This is a genomic window from Bacteroides sp. B1-V-101 (genome assembly GCF_023656585.1).
Taxonomy (GTDB): Bacteria; Bacteroidota; Bacteroidia; order Bacteroidales; family Bacteroidaceae; genus Bacteroides; species Bacteroides thetaiotaomicron.
On the sequence record NZ_JAMOKH010000002.1, the window covers coordinates 219,207 to 239,645 of the forward strand.

12 protein-coding genes and 1 pseudogene are annotated in these 20,439 nt (G+C 40.1%); 12 read left to right on the forward strand and 1 reads right to left on the reverse strand.

Annotated features, from left to right (window positions below; translation table 11 throughout):
- The first annotated feature begins 8 nt into the window (after positions 1 to 8).
- From NBH01_RS02520 to NBH01_RS02575, 12 genes and pseudogenes are all read left to right on the forward strand, one after another.
- Positions 9 to 1,478 carry a RagB/SusD family nutrient uptake outer membrane protein gene (locus NBH01_RS02520; RefSeq protein WP_008767495.1) on the forward strand — a complete coding sequence of 490 codons (1,470 nt, stop codon included), beginning with the start codon at positions 9 to 11 and terminating at the stop codon, positions 1,476 to 1,478.
- Between the two features lie 24 nt (positions 1,479 to 1,502).
- On the forward strand, positions 1,503 to 2,228 hold the full coding sequence (locus tag NBH01_RS02525; protein ID WP_008767496.1) for a DUF4843 domain-containing protein: 726 nt from the start codon (positions 1,503 to 1,505) through the stop codon (positions 2,226 to 2,228).
- Between the two features lie 18 nt (positions 2,229 to 2,246).
- Entirely contained in the window at positions 2,247 to 3,917 is a 1,671-nt protein-coding gene (locus NBH01_RS02530) for a PKD-like family lipoprotein (protein WP_225678797.1), read from the forward strand.
- A complete protein-coding gene (locus NBH01_RS02535) occupies positions 3,886 to 6,564 on the forward strand; it encodes a zinc-dependent metalloprotease (RefSeq protein ID WP_225678798.1) in 2,679 nt (892 codons plus the stop codon). The genes NBH01_RS02530 and NBH01_RS02535 overlap by 32 nt, the downstream gene beginning before the upstream one ends.
- Before the next feature lie 8 nt (positions 6,565 to 6,572).
- Positions 6,573 to 9,179, forward strand: a complete 2,607-nt coding sequence (locus tag NBH01_RS02540; protein WP_055300103.1) for a zinc-dependent metalloprotease — start codon at positions 6,573 to 6,575, stop codon at positions 9,177 to 9,179.
- Between the two features lie 262 nt (positions 9,180 to 9,441).
- Positions 9,442 to 10,011, forward strand: coding sequence for an RNA polymerase sigma-70 factor (locus NBH01_RS02545; RefSeq protein WP_011108735.1), 570 nt, complete (start codon positions 9,442 to 9,444; stop codon positions 10,009 to 10,011).
- A 198-nt stretch (positions 10,012 to 10,209) separates the two neighbouring features.
- The gene (locus NBH01_RS02550; RefSeq protein WP_225693124.1) at positions 10,210 to 11,394 is read left to right on the forward strand and encodes a FecR domain-containing protein; all 1,185 of its coding nucleotides are present in this window, start codon (positions 10,210 to 10,212) and stop codon (positions 11,392 to 11,394) included.
- A gap of 33 nt (positions 11,395 to 11,427) precedes the next feature.
- Positions 11,428 to 11,754 (forward strand): STN domain-containing protein, encoded by a 327-nt coding sequence (locus NBH01_RS02555; protein WP_250699958.1) that lies wholly within the window; start codon positions 11,428 to 11,430, stop codon positions 11,752 to 11,754.
- 27 nt (positions 11,755 to 11,781) lie between these two features.
- Positions 11,782 to 14,976: pseudogene (locus tag NBH01_RS02560) on the forward strand (SusC/RagA family TonB-linked outer membrane protein); the annotation flags it as partial.
- Positions 14,977 to 14,988: 12 nt separating this feature from the next.
- Positions 14,989 to 16,455 carry a RagB/SusD family nutrient uptake outer membrane protein gene (locus NBH01_RS02565; RefSeq protein WP_008767503.1) on the forward strand — a complete coding sequence of 489 codons (1,467 nt, stop codon included), beginning with the start codon at positions 14,989 to 14,991 and terminating at the stop codon, positions 16,453 to 16,455.
- Between the two features lie 6 nt (positions 16,456 to 16,461).
- On the forward strand, positions 16,462 to 17,361 hold the full coding sequence (locus NBH01_RS02570; RefSeq protein WP_061473929.1) for a hypothetical protein: 900 nt from the start codon (positions 16,462 to 16,464) through the stop codon (positions 17,359 to 17,361).
- 19 nt (positions 17,362 to 17,380) lie between these two features.
- Positions 17,381 to 19,930 (forward strand): zinc-dependent metalloprotease, encoded by a 2,550-nt coding sequence (locus NBH01_RS02575; protein ID WP_055219217.1) that lies wholly within the window; start codon positions 17,381 to 17,383, stop codon positions 19,928 to 19,930.
- 92 nt (positions 19,931 to 20,022) lie between these two features.
- Here NBH01_RS02575 and ybeY read toward each other — a convergent pair whose 3' ends face one another.
- Positions 20,023 to 20,436, reverse strand: a complete 414-nt coding sequence (gene ybeY / locus NBH01_RS02580) for an rRNA maturation RNase YbeY (protein ID WP_011108739.1) — start codon at positions 20,434 to 20,436, stop codon at positions 20,023 to 20,025.
- Between the last annotated feature and the right edge of the window lie 3 nt (positions 20,437 to 20,439).

Here is a 20,439-nt window from a genome sequence, read left to right on the forward strand (position 1 = left end):
TAGAGTAGATGAATAATATGAAGAAAGTATATGCAATGATATTACTGACAGCTAGCTTGTTTACAACAAGTTGTAGTGATTGGCTGGATGTAGCACCAAGTAATCAAGTTAATGGCGATAAACTTTTCGAAGTTGGTGATGGTTATCGTAACGCTTTGAATGGTATTTATTTGAATTTGGGAACCTCCTCAATGTATGGTAAGAGTATTTCATGGGGGTTTATGGATGTAATAGCACAATATTATCAGTCGGGAAGTAGCTATATGAAAAGTACCTCGTCCTATTATAAAGCTGCTAATTATAAATTCGATGATTCAGATGTAAAAAGTATTATTTCCAGCATTTGGTCTGTTGGTTATAATAATATAGCTAACTGTAATAACTTGATTGCTAATGTAAGTGAAGCATCTCCTTCTGTGTTTGCAGAAGACGAGTTGGAGAAGAATATGATATGGGGAGAGGCATTGGGATTGCGTGCGTTAATCCATTTCGATATGCTTCGGATGTTTGCTCCTTCTATGCTTAAAGACGATGGCAAAGCCTATATACCTTATGTTGATGTATATCCTACTATTGTTCCTTCTTATGAAAACAATAAGGAGATTTTGAGAAAAATAGTTAATGATTTAAAAGCGGCAAAGGACTTGTTGGCAAAGTGTGATACTATTAAAGAAAACAAACATTGGATGTCCACCGAAAATCGTATGTTGGCTGTTAATAGTGGCACTAGTGGAGAACTGGCTAAGGATGTATTTTTTGCGTATCGTGGATATCGTATGAATTATTATGCGGTAACAGCGATGTTAGCTCGTGTTTATTGTTGGGCTGGCGAATATGGTAATGCTTACAAAGAAGCAAAAGAAGTAGTAGATGCCACTTATTCAACAGGAAGCACGTCTACAGCTTCTTGTTTTAACTTCTCTAATAGCTTGACCACTAATCGGAAAGATTATAATAGTATAATTATGACTTTCTTTAAGTCTACTTGCTATGAAGATTATCTTCCGTATATGACTAAAGGGAATGATGTGGTATTAGTTGTAAATACTACAAATCTTTTTGGTGATGAAGCTGGTGCTGACGATCGTAATCTTGATTTGTTTGGGGACTGGGATGGAGGAGATATTAAGTATTCCTTTAAATATGATATAAAAGAAGGTACTTCCGGTACAGACATGATTCCGGCTATACGCTTGAGCGAGATGTATTATATTATGGGTGAATATTTTGCTTATAAAGATGAGTTCTCTAAAGCAGGTGAGATGTTAGATAAAGTACGTTATGCGAGAGGTATTAGTACTACTAATCTAGCATCAAGTATTGGTTCTCTGGAAGTCTTTCATACACATTTGATAAAAGAAATGCGTCGTGAGTTTGTAGGTGAAGGACAGATGTTCTTTCAGTATAAACGTTTGGATCAGAAACCGAAAGATAATGTAGTTTTTGTATTTGACAAACCGAATAATGAAGACATTTAATATTGCTAATCAAAAGAAGAAACGATGAAAAAAAATATATTATTTGCTTTAATCTCTCTTTGTCTTTGGGCGTGTTCAGAGGATGAAATAAAACCCTATCAGGGAGAACAGTATCTTTATTTTAGTCAATTGATAAATACGACAAATGATTACGATAAAGAGAATGGATATATGGAGGTGTCATTCAATAATTATCCGACGAGCGAAGAAATAACGGTAAAGATTGGTATGAGTTTGATTGGTAAGCCTCTCAACGAAGATACTCCATATAGTGTAGTAGTGGTAGAGGAGAATGAAAAAGAAGATCCTACCCCAAATGCGGCTTCAAAGAATTTTCGTTTACCAATTAATCCAAAATTTGGAGCAGGATTGTCTAATGATACGCTAGAAGTTACTTTGGTGAAGACGGATGATTTGAAGGAGAATGTAAAATTGTGTCTGAAACTGGTTCCGAATGAATATTTCCAAGGAACAATGCAGGAATATGAAAAAATAAAAATTGTATTTAATAATGTGGTAAGTAAACCAGAGTGGTGGACTACTCAGGTCACAAGAGTATATTTAGGTACGTACTCTAGAAAAAAATATGAAGAATTTGTGAAGTGTACAGGAGTAACTAATTTCGGGGCATTAAATACGGCTGAGAAGAGAGCTTATTCATTGACATTTAAACGCTATATTGCACAGAATAATGTGATGGATGTGGATGCTGATGGTAAAGAATTTCCAATGACTGTGCCTATTAATTAATAAATAGACTACTTGAATATGAATATGAAAATAATATTTATCGTTGTATTCCTTTTAGGTATGGCATCTTGCTATGATGATAAAGGGAATTATGATTATAAAGAAATGAATGATATAGAAGTCTCTGTTTCAACAGAAACCTCTTATTATTCCTTGGGAGATAAGGTTATCTCAAAACCGGAACTAACTTTTGCTTTGGGACGCGAAAGTCAGAACTTAGCTTATGAATGGAGCTATGACGGGCATGTGATAGCTCACTCTAAAGATTTGGAATGGGTGGCGGATACGATAGCCAAAAATAAAGATCTGCGATTGGCAGTATTGGATAAGTCCACTGGAGTATCTTATTTTGGTTCAACGACAATCTCAATTAGTTCTCCATATGTGAAAGATGGCTGGGTTATTCTTTCTGAAAAGGATGGTAATAGTATGTTGACATTTATGAAATTCCAAACAGAAGAGGGAGTACTTAAACCTGTAGTTACTCGTGATATTTATCAAATGATAAATAAAGAACCGTTAGGTAGTCAGCCTGTTTCGATATATCCTCATTGGGTAGAGCAATGGGATGGTGAGGATCCAGGTATAAGTTGGCTATGGATAGCGCAAAAAGGTGGGCAAGGAGCTGTAGATGTATCAGGCAGTAGTTATCAGCGTGAAGGAGTATTATCGCAAATGTTCTTGGAGGGTTATCCACAAGATTTAGTACCGGAAGCAGTGATTGATTTGCAGTGTCTGACGATGGCCGTCGGCGAGGATGGTACAATTTATACACGTGTAAAAGAGAGTAATCTTCTTTTTAATACGAGCCGTTTTATTAATACTCCACTAACATCGGATGCGGAAGGTAAAGTGAAAGTTGATGGTCGTATGATTGCTTATGCTCCATTTTCAGGCCATGGAGGATTACTATTGTATGATAAAAATTCAAGTCAATATTTACACGTAACAGATAAGCTTAGCTCTAATGGAACTTTTAATTCGGGCAAAATACTAACATTGAATGTAGATGAAACGACATACACAAATCATCATACATATGCTCGTTTAGATAATATGAAAGATTATACAGTACATTATGTAGGAGCGTGTGAATCGGACTCTTATGATTATGGTAAGATGATGTATTTTGCAGTAATAGAGCATAAGCAGTCTCATAAATTCTATATCCAGAAGTTTGCGGTAAGAGACTTTTCCGGTAGTACTACAGTAACTAGTTTGGCTACAACGTATGTGTCGCAGGTGGAAGCACCTGCTGAGTTGGGACAGATAATTGATGGTACTTCAAAGAATAGTTTCTCATTGTTCCGTTATCAAGATACATGGCAATACCTTTTTATTAGTAAAGGGAATGCCCTATATCTGTATTATCTGAAAGAAAATATGTTATTTAAGTGTGCTACATTTAACTCTTCGATTACTTCTGTTGATACACAGTTCTACAATAATCAATATATCATTGTTGGTTTGGAGAGCGGAGATGCCTATATTATGAAAGGATATACTTACAACACTTCTGATGAATATACTATTGATAAATACGTGATAAATAAGGGACAAACAATTCAAGTAACGGAAGTTGATGGGAAATTTGTTCTATATCACGAAAAAGATTTAGGACGTATTGTACAGGTACGTTATAAGCCTAATACAGGCAATGGATGGGATGATAATTTCGATTGGCAATAAACTTAAAAATGATAAAACCTTGAAAAAACTGTATTTACTTCTTCTGGTTGCACTATGCGGGGCGTTGATTACCCCCGCTGTGGCTAAGAAGAAAAACAAGAAGAAAGCTTCTACTGAAGCGACTACAAAGAAAGAGAAGAAGGAAACCAAGTACGACAAACTGTTTAAAGACAAGAAAGTCACCACGGCTAAAGGTTTCATTACTCTTCACAAGTTGGACAATAAAATCTACTTTGAGTTGCCGATTAAGGTGATGAATCGGGATATTCTACTTGGTTCTACTATCGTGGAAACGACCGATAACCAGTTCGGCTGTGTAGGAGAGAAGTCAGGTGATCCTTTTCTGATTCGTTTTGTGCAACGCGACTCAACTATTACATTGCGTCGTGTACAGGCAGGTCAGTTCTCTGAAGATCGTGAAATCAAGAAGCGCTTGGTAAGCAGTACTATGCCGGCAATCGCTGAAACATTCGAGATCAAAGCATATAATAACGATAGCACGGCAGTGGTATTTGACATGACAGACTATCTGCTGAGTGACAAGAAGAATCTTTCTCCGTTCTCACCATATTCAATGATGGAGATGATGGGAGCCGATATTAGTAAGGATTTTGAGAAGGAAAGCTCATTTATTCAGGGAGTCAAAGGCTTTGAGGATAATGTGAGTATACGTTCTTTACTGACCTACAAAATCAGCGTGGGTATGAAGGGAAATTATGCAGTGAAGAAAATGCCGTTTACTGCGGTTATGAATCGTAGCTTCATTCTGTTGCCTGAACAACCGATGCGTCCCCGTTATGCTGATCCACGTATTGGTATTTTTGAACACTCTGTAGTAGAATTTGCTTCCGAAGGTCGTGGGTTGCGTACTCGTCACATTGCTCACAGATGGAATCTGGAGCCATCGGATTCGGCAGCCTATCTCCGTGGCGAACTGGTAGAACCAAAGAAACCTATTGTTTTCTACATTGATGATACTTTTCCGTTGAGTTGGAATAAATATATTCATAAAGGAGTTGAAGTATGGCAGAAAGCATTTGAGAAGATCGGTTTTAAGAATGCCATCATTGCAAAAGATTTCCCGAAAGATGATCCGAACTTCGATCCGGAGAATATCAAATATTCCTGTATACGTTATGCTCCGTCTACGGTGGCCAATGCGATGGGACCTTCTTGGATAGATCCGCGTTCCGGAGAAATCATTAATGCATCTGTTACGGTATTCCACAATATTGTGCAGTTGGTTCAGTACTGGCGCTTCTTGCAGACTGCCCCTGCTGATGAGGAAGTACGTGATGTTGTTTTGCGTGAAGACTTGCTGGGAGATTGTATCGCTTATGTGCTCTCGCATGAGGTAGGACATACATTGTCATTGATGCACAATATGGCAGGTTCTTCTTCTATCCCTGTGGAATCTTTGCGCGATCCGAAGTTTACTCAGGAGTTTGGTACGACCTACTCTATTATGGACTATGCCCGTAACAATTATATTGCTCAACCGGGTGATAAAGAGAGAGGCGTGCGTTTGACTCCTCCGGAACTGGGAGCGTATGATTACTATGCTATTGCCTGGCTGTACACCCCGATTTTTGAGGCTAAAACGGCAGAGGAAGAAATTCCTATTTTGGATAAATGGATCAGTGAGAAGTCTGGAGATGTTAAATATCGCTATGGTAAACAACAATTCAGACGTCGTTTTGACCCAAGTTCAGTAGAGGAAGACTTGGGAGATGACCCGGTGAAAGCTTCTGAATATGGACGTCGCAACTTGCAATATCTGCTAAAGCATATCAATGATTGGGTAGCGGATAAGGATAAGGATTTTGAGTTCCGCACGGCTGTTTATGACGAAATTGTATATGCTTACGTACGTTATTTGACTTTCGTTTTGGGAGATATCGGTGGTATTTATCTGAACGAACGCTATGACGGTGATCAGCGCCCAAGTTTTAAAACTGTATCGAAGCAACAACAAAAAAAGGCTCTGAATTTCTTATTGAATGAACTGAAGGACCTTTCGTGGCTGGATGCACGCGAAACACTGAAAGAATTCCCTATCCGTACTTCTGTGGCCATGCAGATGGAAGATGCAATTATTGATGGTATCTTGTCTCGTTGTGGTGCGGTGGCTATCTGTTCGGGTAAGGCGACATCAGCTCCTTATACTCAGAAAGAATATCTTGCCGATATAGAACGTTTTGTATGGGCTCCTACCCGCGCCGGAAGAACCTTGACAGAAACAGAAATGCGTTTGCAGATGAATTATCTGACGAAGCTGATTGAAGGTTCGGTTGCAGGGGTTGCAAAGAATGCTACCCGTAAAGGTATCGCAGATATGTATGCTCACATTGAAGTGCCCGAATGGCTGAAAACTGCTTCGCGCGAACGTTTCGGAATCATCTCGGAGGAATTTATGGGATGTTTTAATAACAAGCCTTGTGAGATGCAGGCTGCCCGTTTGGAGGAAATCAGTGGATTTGATGATGATGTAGATCTGAAAGCACCGATCGAACCGATGGAACATATATACTACGGTGAGTTGAAGAAGGTTCGTAGTCTGGTTGCAGCAAGTGCTTCTACCGGTTCGGCTGATACACAACGCCACTACCGCTTATTGTTGTACAAAATTGACCAGGCATTAAAATGATAGGAAGTATGAGAAATAGATATAGTAAGATACTTTGTTTATTGCTTCTTTTTGCATGTTGCCTGCCACAGGAAGGAAATGCTTTCTGGCCTTTTAAAAAGAAGAAAAAAGAAGATAAGAAGGAAAATCTGACACCATATCAGAAGCTGTTCAAGAATAAGAAAGTTCAGACAGCACACGGGCTGATGACTATTCATAAGGTGGAAGGGAAAGTGTATGTGGAGTTCCCGGTTGCCATGTTAGGCCGTGAGATGCTGTTTGCTTCTTCTATTGAAAATACGAGTGACGGTGGTGAAGGAGCTCCCGGACAGTTAGGGGGTACCGATGTACGTTTCCGTTTTGAGATGATCGATTCAACTCTTGTGGCACGTATGCCTTTATTGAGTAAGCCGGTAAATACCAGTGGTGATGCTTATATCGCACGTGCGTTGGACAATGCGCATAATCCGGGTATTTTCAAAAGCTTTAAGGTATTGGCTTGCACTCCGGATAGTTCTGCACTTGTGGTAGATATGAAGGGATTATTTTTGGAGGGATCTGCTTTTACCAAACCTTTCCCTTCGACATCGGCTAACGGATACTATGGATTCGTGTCGCGCGATCATTCTCTGCAATCGGATAAATCTGCTATTTTGGGTGTATCGGCTTCAGAAAATCATATAAGTGTACGTGAAGAGTTGTCATATACTGTCGACCATACGCTGATGGGAGCATACAATATGTACAAAGACGTACCGTTGACAGCGGTCGTCACTAAAATGCTTTGTATTCTGCCCGAGGAGCCGATGACTCCTCGCCTGGCTGACTCACGTTTGGGATTGACTACACAATTGAAAAGTGATTATTCAGGGGCAACTCAGGAAGTGAAGAGTATACGCTATGCAAAACGTTGGCGTATCGAGCCTTCCGACTCTGCTGCCTATCGCCGTGGCGAGCTGGTTCGGCCAGTCAAACAACTGGTGTTCTATATCGACAGTCTGATGCCTGTCAAATGGAATCCGTATATCAAGGCTGGTGCGGAATCATGGAATAAGGCATTTGAGAAGATCGGCTTTAAAGATGTTATTTGTGTGAAAGAATTCCCGAAGAATGACACATTGTTCAATGCAAACAGCTTTGACTGTATGACAATACGTTATTCGGCTTCTTGGCTGAATTCGGCACAGACAACGATACACTCAGATACACGTACCGGTGAAATATTGAATGCGTCTATTCTGATTAATGCAAATATGATCAGTGTTCAGTATGCTGACCGTATAGGGGCCACTGTTGCTATTGATCCTCGTGTGCGTACTACTGTTTTCCCGCAGGAGATACAGGGTGAGTTGATTCAGGCTGCTATTGCTCAGGCTGTAGGAACCGGACTGGGACTAACAATGAACTGGGGAGCTTCCTGTGCTTATCCGGTGGATTCGTTGCGTTCGGCAAGCTTTACTCAAAAGTATGGTCTCGCTTCTTCTGTTATGGGAGGCGTAATCATTAATGACGTAGCTACGGAGGAGGATGTTCGTAATGGAGTGTGTCTGGTTAATACAAAGCCTGGTCCATATGACGAACTGGTGATTAAATATTTATATCAGCCTATCTATGCTTCTTCATTACAGGAAGAAAAAGAGACATTGGATAGCTGGATTCGTGAACATACGGGAGACCCATATTATGCTTATATACGTAATCAGTCACGTTTTGATTCTGATCCTCGTAATAGTCGCGGAAGTCTGGGAGATGACCATTTGAAATCATTCGACTATATGCTTCCTAATGTTCGCAAAGGATTTGAAAACTATTATAGTTGGTTTGCCAAGGAAGACCGCGATTTTTTAATGCGCAGACGTGTACACTCTGCCCTTAGTGAAAGACTGAGCGGGCGTATTTATGCAATACTGAGTTATATTGGCGGTATTTACTTGAATGATATTCGCGAGAAGGATGCGATACCAAGTTACTCAATGGTAGATCGTGAGAAACAGAAAGCAGCTTTGAGTAAAGCATTGGAACTGGCAAAGAATCTGGATTGGGTGGACGATACCGCTCATTTGAATGAATTTGAAATTTCAGATAAGAAGGCTGACCGTTTACGTTTGGATATCTTTAATGGTATTTTCGGACGTCTGCCTTATGTCGAGGTTTGTACAGAACGCTTCCCGGATGCAGCATATACTGCTTCGGAATATCTGGATGATATCTATGGAATTGTTTGGGAAGGTGTCTTGAAGCATCGTCCGTTGGAGAATTTCGAGAGAGCACTACAGACAGCGTTTCTGGAAAGTATTATTTCAACATCGACAGCAACTGCGCCTATTGGTAGTTTCAAAGCCTCAAAAACAGGATTTGCGGCTACCGGCAAACCGGAGATCAATCTGGCTGCTTTGAGAAATGGCGGAAAGGTGGATATGAAGATGTATTCATTGCAAAATGCAGAAGAAGTAGCAGGCTTTTCTTCAATTCCGCCGATCTATACCAACCAGACAAAAATAGCTGCTTACTATTTTGACTTGTTGATGCGTACGAAAGACATGCTCAAGAAAGCAATTTCGACGGCTCCTGAGGCAGATCGTTCTCATTATGACCTGTTGATCTACCGCATCAATAAAGCTACGGAAATTGAATAAATCTCTATTACATAAACTCTCTCTTAATTAATTTGTCTCTATGAAAACAATATTGTAAGAGATATTTTTAAAGATTTCTTCTATGCAATATTGAGCATTTTTCACCCGGGTTTACATTGTCGAATGTAAATCCGGGTGAATCTTTTATAGGCGGATATCTTTTGGAAAGTACCATACAACTAGATTGCCTGAGAGAAAAATATCAGTCTTTCTGTATAGAACATTATTATTTAATTTGTATTTTTGGCGCAAAACTCCCGAAATGACTAACAATGAGATTTCCATAGAACAAATTAATAAGTTGGATGCGGCTGCTTTCCGACTGCTTTATAAGAATTATTATAAAGCATTGGTTTGCTATGCAATAACAATTGTCGGAGATTCAGAATCTGCAGAAGATATTGTCCAGGAGTTATTCTCCACTATTTGGGAGAAAAAGATGTTTTTCCGGTCTCTGGCTTCATTCAGGGTTTATCTGTATAACTCTGTCAGAAATGCTTCCTTGGATTATTTGAAACATAAGGATGTGGAAGGCAACTATCTTCAGAAGATGCTTGATAGTCATTCCACTACATTTAGGATGGAAGAGGAGGAAGAGGGCTTCTTTAGTGAAGAAGTCTATCGCCAGCTTCTTCAGACAATTGATGCGCTGCCGGATCGATGCAGGGAAGTTTTTTTGATGTATATGGAAGGCAAGAAGAACGAGGAGATTGCCACTGCACTCCATGTTTCTCTTGAAACTGTGAAGACTCAAAAGAAGAGAGCAATGTCCTTCCTTAGAAAAAAATTAGGCTCCTATCATTTTCTATTATTACAAATGTTACTTCCCTAAAAAGAAGCATAACACTCAATCCGCTTTACTTGTTAACACCTGTTTGCAATGAACAAAATGTTCGTTGTTTTTCTTGATTATTGTACAAAAAGAACGGTCTTCTAAATAAATAAAGTATCTTCTGAATAAAAAAACTTCAGAATCCTGTCCCTCATTTTTTCTTCTTAGTCGTCTTTACTATAAATAACCTGAAATAATATGATAAAGCGTAAAAGAAGTATAAATTCTATTATCCATGATCAGTTGCTGGGATACGCTTCGGAAGAAGATAAAAAACAGTTGCAGTCATGGCTTGATAGTTCTCAAGAAAATAGAGAGAACTATGATCGTCTGATGCGTGAGGCTTGTTTGATTGACAGGTATAAACAGTTTGCCCAGGTAGATGAAGCACGTGCTTGGGAAAGATTTCAGAAAAAGCATTTCTCTATTCGCTCTGCTCGTTGGATCAAAATAGGACGGTATGCGGCTATCTTCTTATTGCCGATAATCGGTTTTGCAATATGGTTTTGGACTTTGAGGCTGATGGATTCTCAGCCGGTGATTTCGGATGAAGTTCGTATTGCTATGATCCGGTCGGAGAAGATGGGTAAACAAAAGGCAACGCTGGTTTTGGTAAATGGACAGAAGATGGATTTAAAATCAGTGCCTGCTAAGCCTTTACAGGATTCGGTGGAACAAGTGCCTGTTGCTCAGCCGTCTGTCCCTAAGACTGATGTGAATGAATCGGAAGAGGTTCCTGTTGTAGAAAATAATAAGTTGAGTACTTATGATGACAGTGAATTCTGGATGACGTTCGAAGACGGAACCAGAGTGCATCTGAATTATAATACGACATTAAAATATCCACCACATTTTGGTACTACCACTCGCACGGTTTATTTGGATGGGGAGGCCTATTTTCAGGTAGCCAAGGATAGCAAGCGTCCTTTCCGTGTCATTACGGCGAATGGAGTGGTCAAGCAGTACGGAACAACTTTCAATGTAAATACACATGTGCCCGGAATAACGAAAGTAGTGCTGGTGAAAGGTTCTGTAAGTGTGCTTCCTAATCAGGGAGGGGAATATAAAATAAAACCGGGGGAATTGGCGGTTCTTCAGGCTGATACGCAAGATGTACAAATTAGCGTAGTGGATATCGAGCCGTATATCGCATGGAACAGTGGACGTTTTGTTTTTGATAACTGTTCTTTGGAGAGTCTGATGAATGTAATATCACGTTGGTACAACAAAGATGTCGTATTCGAATCGGAAGATACCAAGAAGATACGTTTTACAGGAGATATTGATCGCTACGGCTCAATAGAGCCTATATTGAAAGCGATACAGCGGGTGACTTATCTGGAAATGGAAATACAGGGGAAGACCATAATTATAAAGAAATAAACATATTAACTACTATTAAAAAAGGAGGACGACATGCAAAAAAAGAGAGCTCGAGAACGCATTATCATGTTTCTCTGTATTATTTCCTTGTTGTTTACACCGGTGTTGGCTGCATCGCAATCTAATGCAATGAGGGTATCCTTAGATCTTAAATCTGCAACAGTTAAAGAATTTTTTGATGCTGTAAAAGTACAGACTGGCTTGAACTTTATTTATAGTACGGAGCAAGTGAAGAATATGCCTCGTATCACTATTCAGAGCAATAGTCAGCCTATCAGTGAGGTGTTGAACAAAGTGCTGGCAAATACCGGATACAGTTATGAGATAGAAGGAAATATTGTAACCATTGTATATCAGTAACCTAAGGAGAATGTCCGCACGGCTACGGGCGTTGTGGTTGATGAGGGAGGGTTGCCCTTGCCGGGAGCTTATATAAAACTCTCTAAAACGGAACATTCGACGATAACTGATAATGAAGGTAAATTTTCTATTAATTTATTCCATCAGAAAGAGCCTGTCCTGATTGTCTCCTATTTGGGAATGATTGTACAGGAAGTAAAAGTTGCCGGTACTAAACCTATGACAATCGTGATGAAATCGGATGTAAAGTCAATCGATGAAGTTGTAGTAACAGGTTATCAGGAGATTGACAGACGGAAGTTGGCAAGCTCCATATCCTCTATAAAGGGAGCTGATCTGATTGGTGGGGAGTATCTGTCTATCGACAAAATGTTGCAGGGACGCCTGCCGGGTGTTGCTGTGATGAATATGTCATCTACTCCGGGAGCTGCTCCTAAGATTAGAATCAGGGGATCTTCCTCTATTACAGGAAATAGAGAACCGGTATGGGTAGTCGATGGAATTATTCTGGAAGAACCTGTCAATATCTCTACAGAGGAACTGAACAGTCCGGATAAGATAAATCTGATCGGAAATGCCATCGGTTCGGTCAATCCGGAAGATATTGAACGTGTGGATATTCTGAAAGATGCCAGTGCTACTGCTATCTATGGTATCAAAGCGGCCAATGGAGTTATTGTGGTCACTACCAAGCAAGGAAAAAGCCAGAAACCGAGTATCTCGTATACCGCTACATTGGGGATAACAGCTCCTCCTACTTACGATAAAATGTTTCGGATGAATTCTGCCGACAGAATTGATATGTCTATCGAAATGCAGGAGAGGGGATTATCTTTCGGAAGTTACAAACCTTCGGATATTGGCTATGAAGGGGCATTGCAACATCTGTGGAATAAGGATATTACCTATCAGGAATTCTTAAACCAGGTGAAGACCCTGAAAGGATTAAATACCGACTGGTATGACTTGCTGTTCCGTACAGCATTTACACATCAGCATTCGGTATCCATTACAGGTGGAAATGACCGGAGTAATTATTATATGTCCATGGGATATGCGAATAATAACAGTGTGACGATAGGAGAAGGGTTAGAGCGCTATAACGTACTGGCTAAAATAAATACCAGAATTAACCGGAATATACATTTGGGATTAAAGGTTAGCGGTTCGCTTTCCAAAGCCGAACATCCTCATACTTCCATTGATGTGTATGAGTATGCTTATAATACTTCACGGGCTATTCCACTTCGGACAGCTTCTAATGAGTTGTATTTTTATGCGAATGAGGCTGGACGTAACGGAGTATTGTCTTACAATATCATGAACGAACTGAATCATACAGGAAACAAGAATGATAATTCCGCTATAGATGTAGCTGTCAATCTGGATTGGAAGGTTGCTTCATGGATGAGATTTTCATCTATATTAGGATTGTCCAGAAGCAACGTGACACAAGAAAACTGGGGTGATGAACAATCATATTATATTTCTTCTATGCGACAAAGTCCCTATGGGAAGATGTTGCCGAATCCCATTGAAGATTCTGAATTTGCAGAAAGATATTGTCTGCTTCCGTTTGGAGGAGAGTTGATGACGACCAATACACGTAATACTTCTTATACATGGAGAAATAGCCTGTCATTGATGCAAAGTTTCGGAAAACATGAAGTTTCCGGAAGCATCGGACAAGAAGTCAGATCTTCAAAATATGACGGATTAAGCTCTACACAATATGGTTATTTGCCCGAAAGAGGTAAAAAGTTTGTTGATATTGACCCGACAGTCTGGAAAAGATACGGTGCTTTGGTAAAGAGTCATCCGGATGTGGTGACCGATACAAAGAATAATGTGATTTCATTATATGCTACGGCTGCTTATGTTTATGACAGTCGCTATATTCTGAACTTCAATATACGTACTGACGGTTCTAATAAGTTCGGCCAGAGCAAGAGCGTTCGTTTTCTGCCGATATGGTCAGTGTCTACACGATGGAATGTCATCAATGAGAAGTTTATGAAAAACGTCGACTTCCTGAATGATCTGGCAATTCGTGCCTCATACGGTATACAAGGTAACGTGCATCCGGATCAGACCCCTAACTTGATTGCTAGTTTGGGGACATTGGAATCAATGCCACAGGAGTATATTTCAACATTGTATAAGCTGCCGAATAATAAACTGAAGTGGGAAAAAACCAATTCGTATAATATTGCAATCGACTGGGCATTCTGGAATAACAGAATCTATGGATCGCTTGATGTATATTATAAAAAGGGAGTAGATCAGGTGGTTACGAAAAACGTAGCTCCTTCTACAGGTGCGTCAAGTGTCTCCATTAATGATGGTGATGTTGAGAATAAAGGTTGGGATTTGGCTGTTTCTTTTGTTCCAATTCAGACCCGGGACTGGATGTGGAGTTTATCATTCAATACAGGTAAAAACTACAATAAAGTGTTGAATGCCGGGAACTCAGCGATCACTTGGCAAGACTATATCGCAGGAACATTAGTGAGCAATGGCAATGCGATAAATAGTTTCTATTCTTATAAATTTGATAAACTGGATGATCAGGGTTTTCCTACATTTAAGGATATTAATGAGAAAGATGAAGAAGGAAATGCTGTGGTTCATTCTTTGCAGGAGATGTATGACCGTGCTTTTGTTCTTTCCGGAAAACGTGAACCCGATCTGACCGGTGGATTCTCTACTTATTTGAAATATAAGAATATTACATTTAATGCGTTATTCTCATTCAGCTTTGGTAATAAAATGCGCTTGAACGATTTGTATGAGTCCTCCGGACAGCGGCTTCCTTATCCGGACCAGAATATGTCCAGTGAATTTGTGAATCGTTGGAGAGAGCCGGGTGATGAAGACAGAACCATTATACCGGTTTTATCGGATAAGAGTTTGCAGATCAACGATAAGGATGTGACCTATCGTATTGCGGATAATGGATGGGATATGTATAATAAGAGTGATATCCGTGTAGTTTCAGGCAGTTTCCTCAGATGCCGTTCGATGTCTATTCGCTATGATTTTAAACGTGAATGGTTGAAACCTGTCTATCTGAAAGGAGCAAGTGTCAGCTTTGATATGGGTAATGTATTTGTCATTAAAGATAAAGCGCTGAAGGGCAGAGACCCCGAACAGATTGGATTTGGTTCAAGAAGTGTACCACCGCAGCGTTCTTACTCACTTCGCTTTAATATTACTCTTTAATAATGAATGATGATGAAAAAGTATAATTTATATATCATATTGCTTATCTGCACATTATCGTCGTGCAGTGACTTTTTGGAAGAAAGTTCACAAGATTTGATGATACCCAGATCGGTGAAGGATTACAAGGAACTGTTCTTCGGTGAGGTAATGAAAACGAATGAAAAAGACATACCTCATCCTTATCTGGAATATATGACAGACGATGTGAAAGACCAATGTTACTATGGAACCAGACCACAAGTCATTTCTAATGATTTCAGAGAATATGTTTGGGCATATTATACGTGGCAGGGAAACCCGGAAGTGGGAATTTCAAATGAACTAACGCCGGATGTTGCATGGACAGTCTATTATCATAAGATATTGATGACTAATATTATACTGGACCAGCTTTATACCATGAACGGGACGGATATGGAGCGTCAGGATTTAGCAGGTGAAGCTTATTTTATGCGGGCTTTCTCGTATTTTATGCTTGCTAATTTGTATGGAAAGCCTTATCATCCTGCTACGGCAAATGAAGACTTATGTGTACCGCTCAATAAAGAAATCGGCTTATCAGATAAGATGATGAAGCGGGCCACGAATGCAGCTGTTTATGCCCAAATGGAAGAAGACATTAATAAGGCTATCCAGTGTTTTAAAGCTATAGGAGGCGAGAAAACTATTTTCCGTCCTAACTTGCCGAGTGCTTATCTATTGGCATCACGTATTGCCCTTTTTCAGGAGAAATATGATGAGACCATTCTTTATTGTGACTCGGTCTTTAAGGTCGCGACTCAGCCACTTTACAAACTTCAGGAAAAAAAGGATCACTATTTCTTTTCTCTTGCTAACAAAGAAATCTTGTTATCCTACGGACTTACATCACTTGAGACGCATATGAAAGAAGATTTCAGATATACGGGGAACTTGGTGGTTTCTGATGATTTGCTAGCGCTATATTCGGAAGATGATTTGCGTCTTACGAATTATTTCAAGAATACAATCGGCAACCAGACCAGACCTACTAACAAACAGTATAGTGTCTATACACCTATTAAGTGGACTAAAAATTCTGCTACAGTCTATGCCAACGCCTTACGTATTTCGGAAGCTTATCTGAATCGTGCTGAGGCTTTTGCTGAACTTGGCAATACGAACAAGGCTCTTGCTGACTTAAATGAGCTCCGTGAAAATCGTATGAAACCGGGAACTCCGCCGTTAGCTGTTGATGAAGACGGAATTGTAGCAACCGTACGTAAGGAACGCCGTAGAGAACTGGCGTTTGAAGGATTCCGCTGGTTTGATTTGCGCAGATATGGCTGCCCTCCTCTTACGCATACTTACAGTTCAAAGGAGAACGAGGGAGCAGGAGATGTCTTCGAACTGAAAGAGAAAGGCTCATACGTATTGCCGATTCCTAAGAGCGAAAGAGAGAGAAATACGGAAATAGAAATATTCGACCGTCCGAATAGTGAACCTGTTAATAATTGATCGATTATGAAGAAACTTATATTATTAATTTGTATGTTGGCAGGTATGTCTTCTTGTTATCATGAAGATGCGTTAATCGTTCCTGAGCAACCGGATAAATATAACATTTTGACAGATGACCTGTCAGATCCGACACAGCATTTTATATACCAGTTTTATCAGAAATATCAGACTGTGATTATAACCAATCCGACTGAGGCTGATTATAAATTCAACTTTACAGCGAATAACGGAATTAAAATAACTGCTCCCGAACAAAAGCAGGAGATTATTGATGAAGGGATTGAGTTTTTGCAAAAGGTATTATTGAATTTGTACTCGGATAGTTTTTTAAAGAAGAATTTACCTTTTTCTATATTGTTATCTGAAGAGGTCCGGATGGCCTCTTATGGTGAGACAACCATCATGAATTGCTATGCTAGTAGCAGCTTTATAGCCTTAGGTAATGTATCATCTTCTCTGAAAACAATGACCGATGAGGAGTTTGTGAAAATCAGAGCAGATGTGAATGCCAGCTTTTGGGCAAAGTATATGTCGGAAGTCAGAGGATTGTTTACTATTTCAGATGCTTTTTATGAAGCTAGTGAAGAAGTTGAACCGAAATTGTACGACCCGAACTGGTATCGTTTTAAAGGAACGGACCCTAATGAAATCGATTTTTATAAGTATGGGGTGATTACTTATTCTGAGAACTCCTATATTGATGAAGATTGGCCGGATTTTAATTCCATTTATGCTCCTTTAAAGAGTGAAGACCTTGCGCAATGGATGAATTTCGTCTTTGAGAAAACTCCTGCCGAGATTCAGGAAATCTGCGATAAATATCCGGTAATGAAGAAGAAGTATGATGTGATTCGGGAAGCTATGCTTGAAAACGGATTCGATCTGTCCAAACTGGAACTATAGAACTTAAAAACAACATGATATGAACAAAATTTTCACCTTATTACTTGTAGGAGCATTAACTGCCGGAGCGGTAACTGCTAATGCCGAAAGTCAGATTTTTAAAAAGAAAAAGAAGAAAGCAAAAGCGGAAACAGAGCAGCCGGCGGCAAAAGATTCCACAAAGAGTAGTATGACCGAATACAAAAAACTACTGAAAGGAGCCAAGACGATTGATGGCATGTTTAAGGTACACATCGTTAAGGATAAGTATTATTTCGAAATACCTAAAGACTTGATGGGACGCGATTTTATGATTGCGTCCAGAGTATCGAGTACCAGTAACAATAAAGATATAGCTGCCGGACAAATGCCACGCAATCCGGTACTGGTAACTTTCTCGGCAGATAAAAAGAAAATCTACATGCACAAAAAGATGGTGCGCAATTTGTGTGATACCACTTCCAATATGTATGCTGCTTTTCAGCGCAACTTCTCAGACCCTATTTGGGAAGCATATAAGATAGAAAGTCTTTCACCGGACTCTTCAGCATATGTCATCGATATGAGTTCGCTTTTCATAACGGATGTACCCGAATTCAGCCCATTTCGTTCGGAAAATATAATGGATGTATTGATGAAGAGAAAAGCACTGAAGGGAAGTCTTGCTTCTTCCAAATCGACTATTCTGGGAATGAAGTGTTTTCCGCTGAATATAAACATCAAGACGCTGATGAGTTATACTGTTGACGGAGGACCGTTCACTGTAACCATGACGCGTAATATTATTTTGCTGCCGGAGGAAATTATGCGTCCCCGTTATGGTGACTCGCGTATCGGTTATTTTGATGAAAGCAAGCGGTTTTATACTGAAAAGAAAGATGGTCTGCAAGAGCTTACTTACATCAACCGATGGGATTTGCAACCAAAACCAGAAGACTTGGAACGTTATAAGCAAGGTGAGTTGGTGGAACCTCAGAAGCCGATTGTATATTACGTTGATACTGCTATCCCCGACAAGTGGAGAGATTACATAAAGAAAGGAATAGAAGACTGGCAGGTTGCGTTTGAGGAAATAGGATTTAAGAATGCGATTGTAGCGAAAGACTATCCGAAGGATGATCCGAACTTTGATCCGGATGATATTCGTTATAGCTGCTACCGAATGATTACCACTCCGATACAAAATTCAATGGGACCTTCCTGTGCCGATCCTCGTTCGGGTGAAATCATTCAGGGCGACGTCTTGTTTTATTCAAATATCATTAAGTTGTTGCATAACTGGCGGTTTGTTCAGACTGCTACCGTTGACCCCAAAGTACGCAAGGCAGTGTTTGATGACGAGACGATGGGAAGCTCGTTACGTTATGTAGCAGCGCATGAGATCGGACATACCCTGGGACTGATGCATAACTTCGGTGCATCTTATTCGTATCCGGTAGATTCGCTCCGTTCGGCCACTTTCACTCAGAAGTATGGTACCACTCCGTCCATCATGGACTATACGCGCTATAATTATGTAGCTCAGCCGGAAGACAAAGGAGTTGCTCTGACTCCTCCGCTTTTGGGTGTATATGATAAGTTTGCCATCAAATGGGGATATAAACCTATATTTGATGCGGCATCTCCTGAAGAGGAGAAAGCTACTTTGAACAAGTGGATCAAAGAGAAAGAGAATGATCCGATGTACAAATACGGTCCGCAGCCTTTTATTAATGAGGTCGATCCTTCTTGTAAATCTGAGGATTTGGGTGATAATGCTGTGAAGGCAGGAAGATATGGCCTAAAGAATCTGAAACTTATCATGAAAAACCTGCCGGAATGGACCTATGAAGATGATCATCAATATGAACGCCTGACGGAATCATATCAGGAAGTGATTATGCAGATGCAACGCTACTTACTGCATGCCATGGTGTCCATCGGTGGAATTTACTTTGATGAGCCGAGACGGGACAGCGAAAAGCCTGTTATCCGTTTTGTGCCGAAAGCAGAACAGAAGGAGGCATTGAAGTTTATTATGGAAACTATGATGGAACTACCCGAATGGGTACTTGACAAGAAGGTGATTGAGTATACTGGTCCGACTTATTCGCCAAGTACTTTGCAGTCAATCATTATGAATCGTTTGTTCTTCACATACATTACATCCAGTCTTGTTTTGTACGAGGAGTTATATCCCAAACAGGCTTATACCTTTGCTGAGTATATGGATGATATTTATGATTTTGTGTGGAAGAAAACTATATCCGGTGCCCGGTTGAATATGTACGACCGTAACCTGCAAATTACTTATGTGGAAAAGTTGTTGAAAGAAGGAGGGATGCTGAAACAAAAATCTTCTCCATTCTCATTTAAAGACTTGAATGAAGTTGAGAAACAACTGCTTACGGATAATGTCGATTGGACGAAAGCCGGCTTTGAACTTAATCCGCTCGGAAGTGTGGATATGGTTAAGAATCCGGCTATTTATCAGAAGGTAATGGATAGCTATAGTTTGCTGCGAAGCAAAGTAAATACGGGTGATGCTACTACCCGGGCACATTATCAAAGTCTTGTCTTTAAAATAAAGCAAGCGTTAACGGAACAATAACTATCTCTCTTAGATACTTGGGGGCACCTCGTCGCAGTGATTGTGGCGGGGTGCTCATTTTATCCGGTCAATGGCTTTTATTGAATCGCCGACTATCGCATTGCCAACGCCTTATTCTCCGCCTCTTCCATAATTTCCCTTTCCCCGGGACCTTTGTCATTGATACCGCAGAGATGAAGAATACCGTGAATAATAACCCGGTGTAGTTCATCATCATAAGCTGCCCCGAATTGCTCGGCATTGGTGCGTATCGTATCCAGGCTGATGAACAGGTCGCCCGACAGACGATCACCCTGGCAATAATCAAAAGTAATGATATCCGTGTAATAATCGTGTTGCAGATATTGTCGGTTTACCTCCAGAATCTTTTCATCGGAGCAGAAGATATAAGCGATTTCACCGAGTCTTTTTCCATAAGAGGCAGCTACATTCTTTATCCATTCTGTTGTTTCCCGTTTTTTGATATCAGGCATCTTGACGCCTTCGGTTTGATAAGTTACAGCCATAAT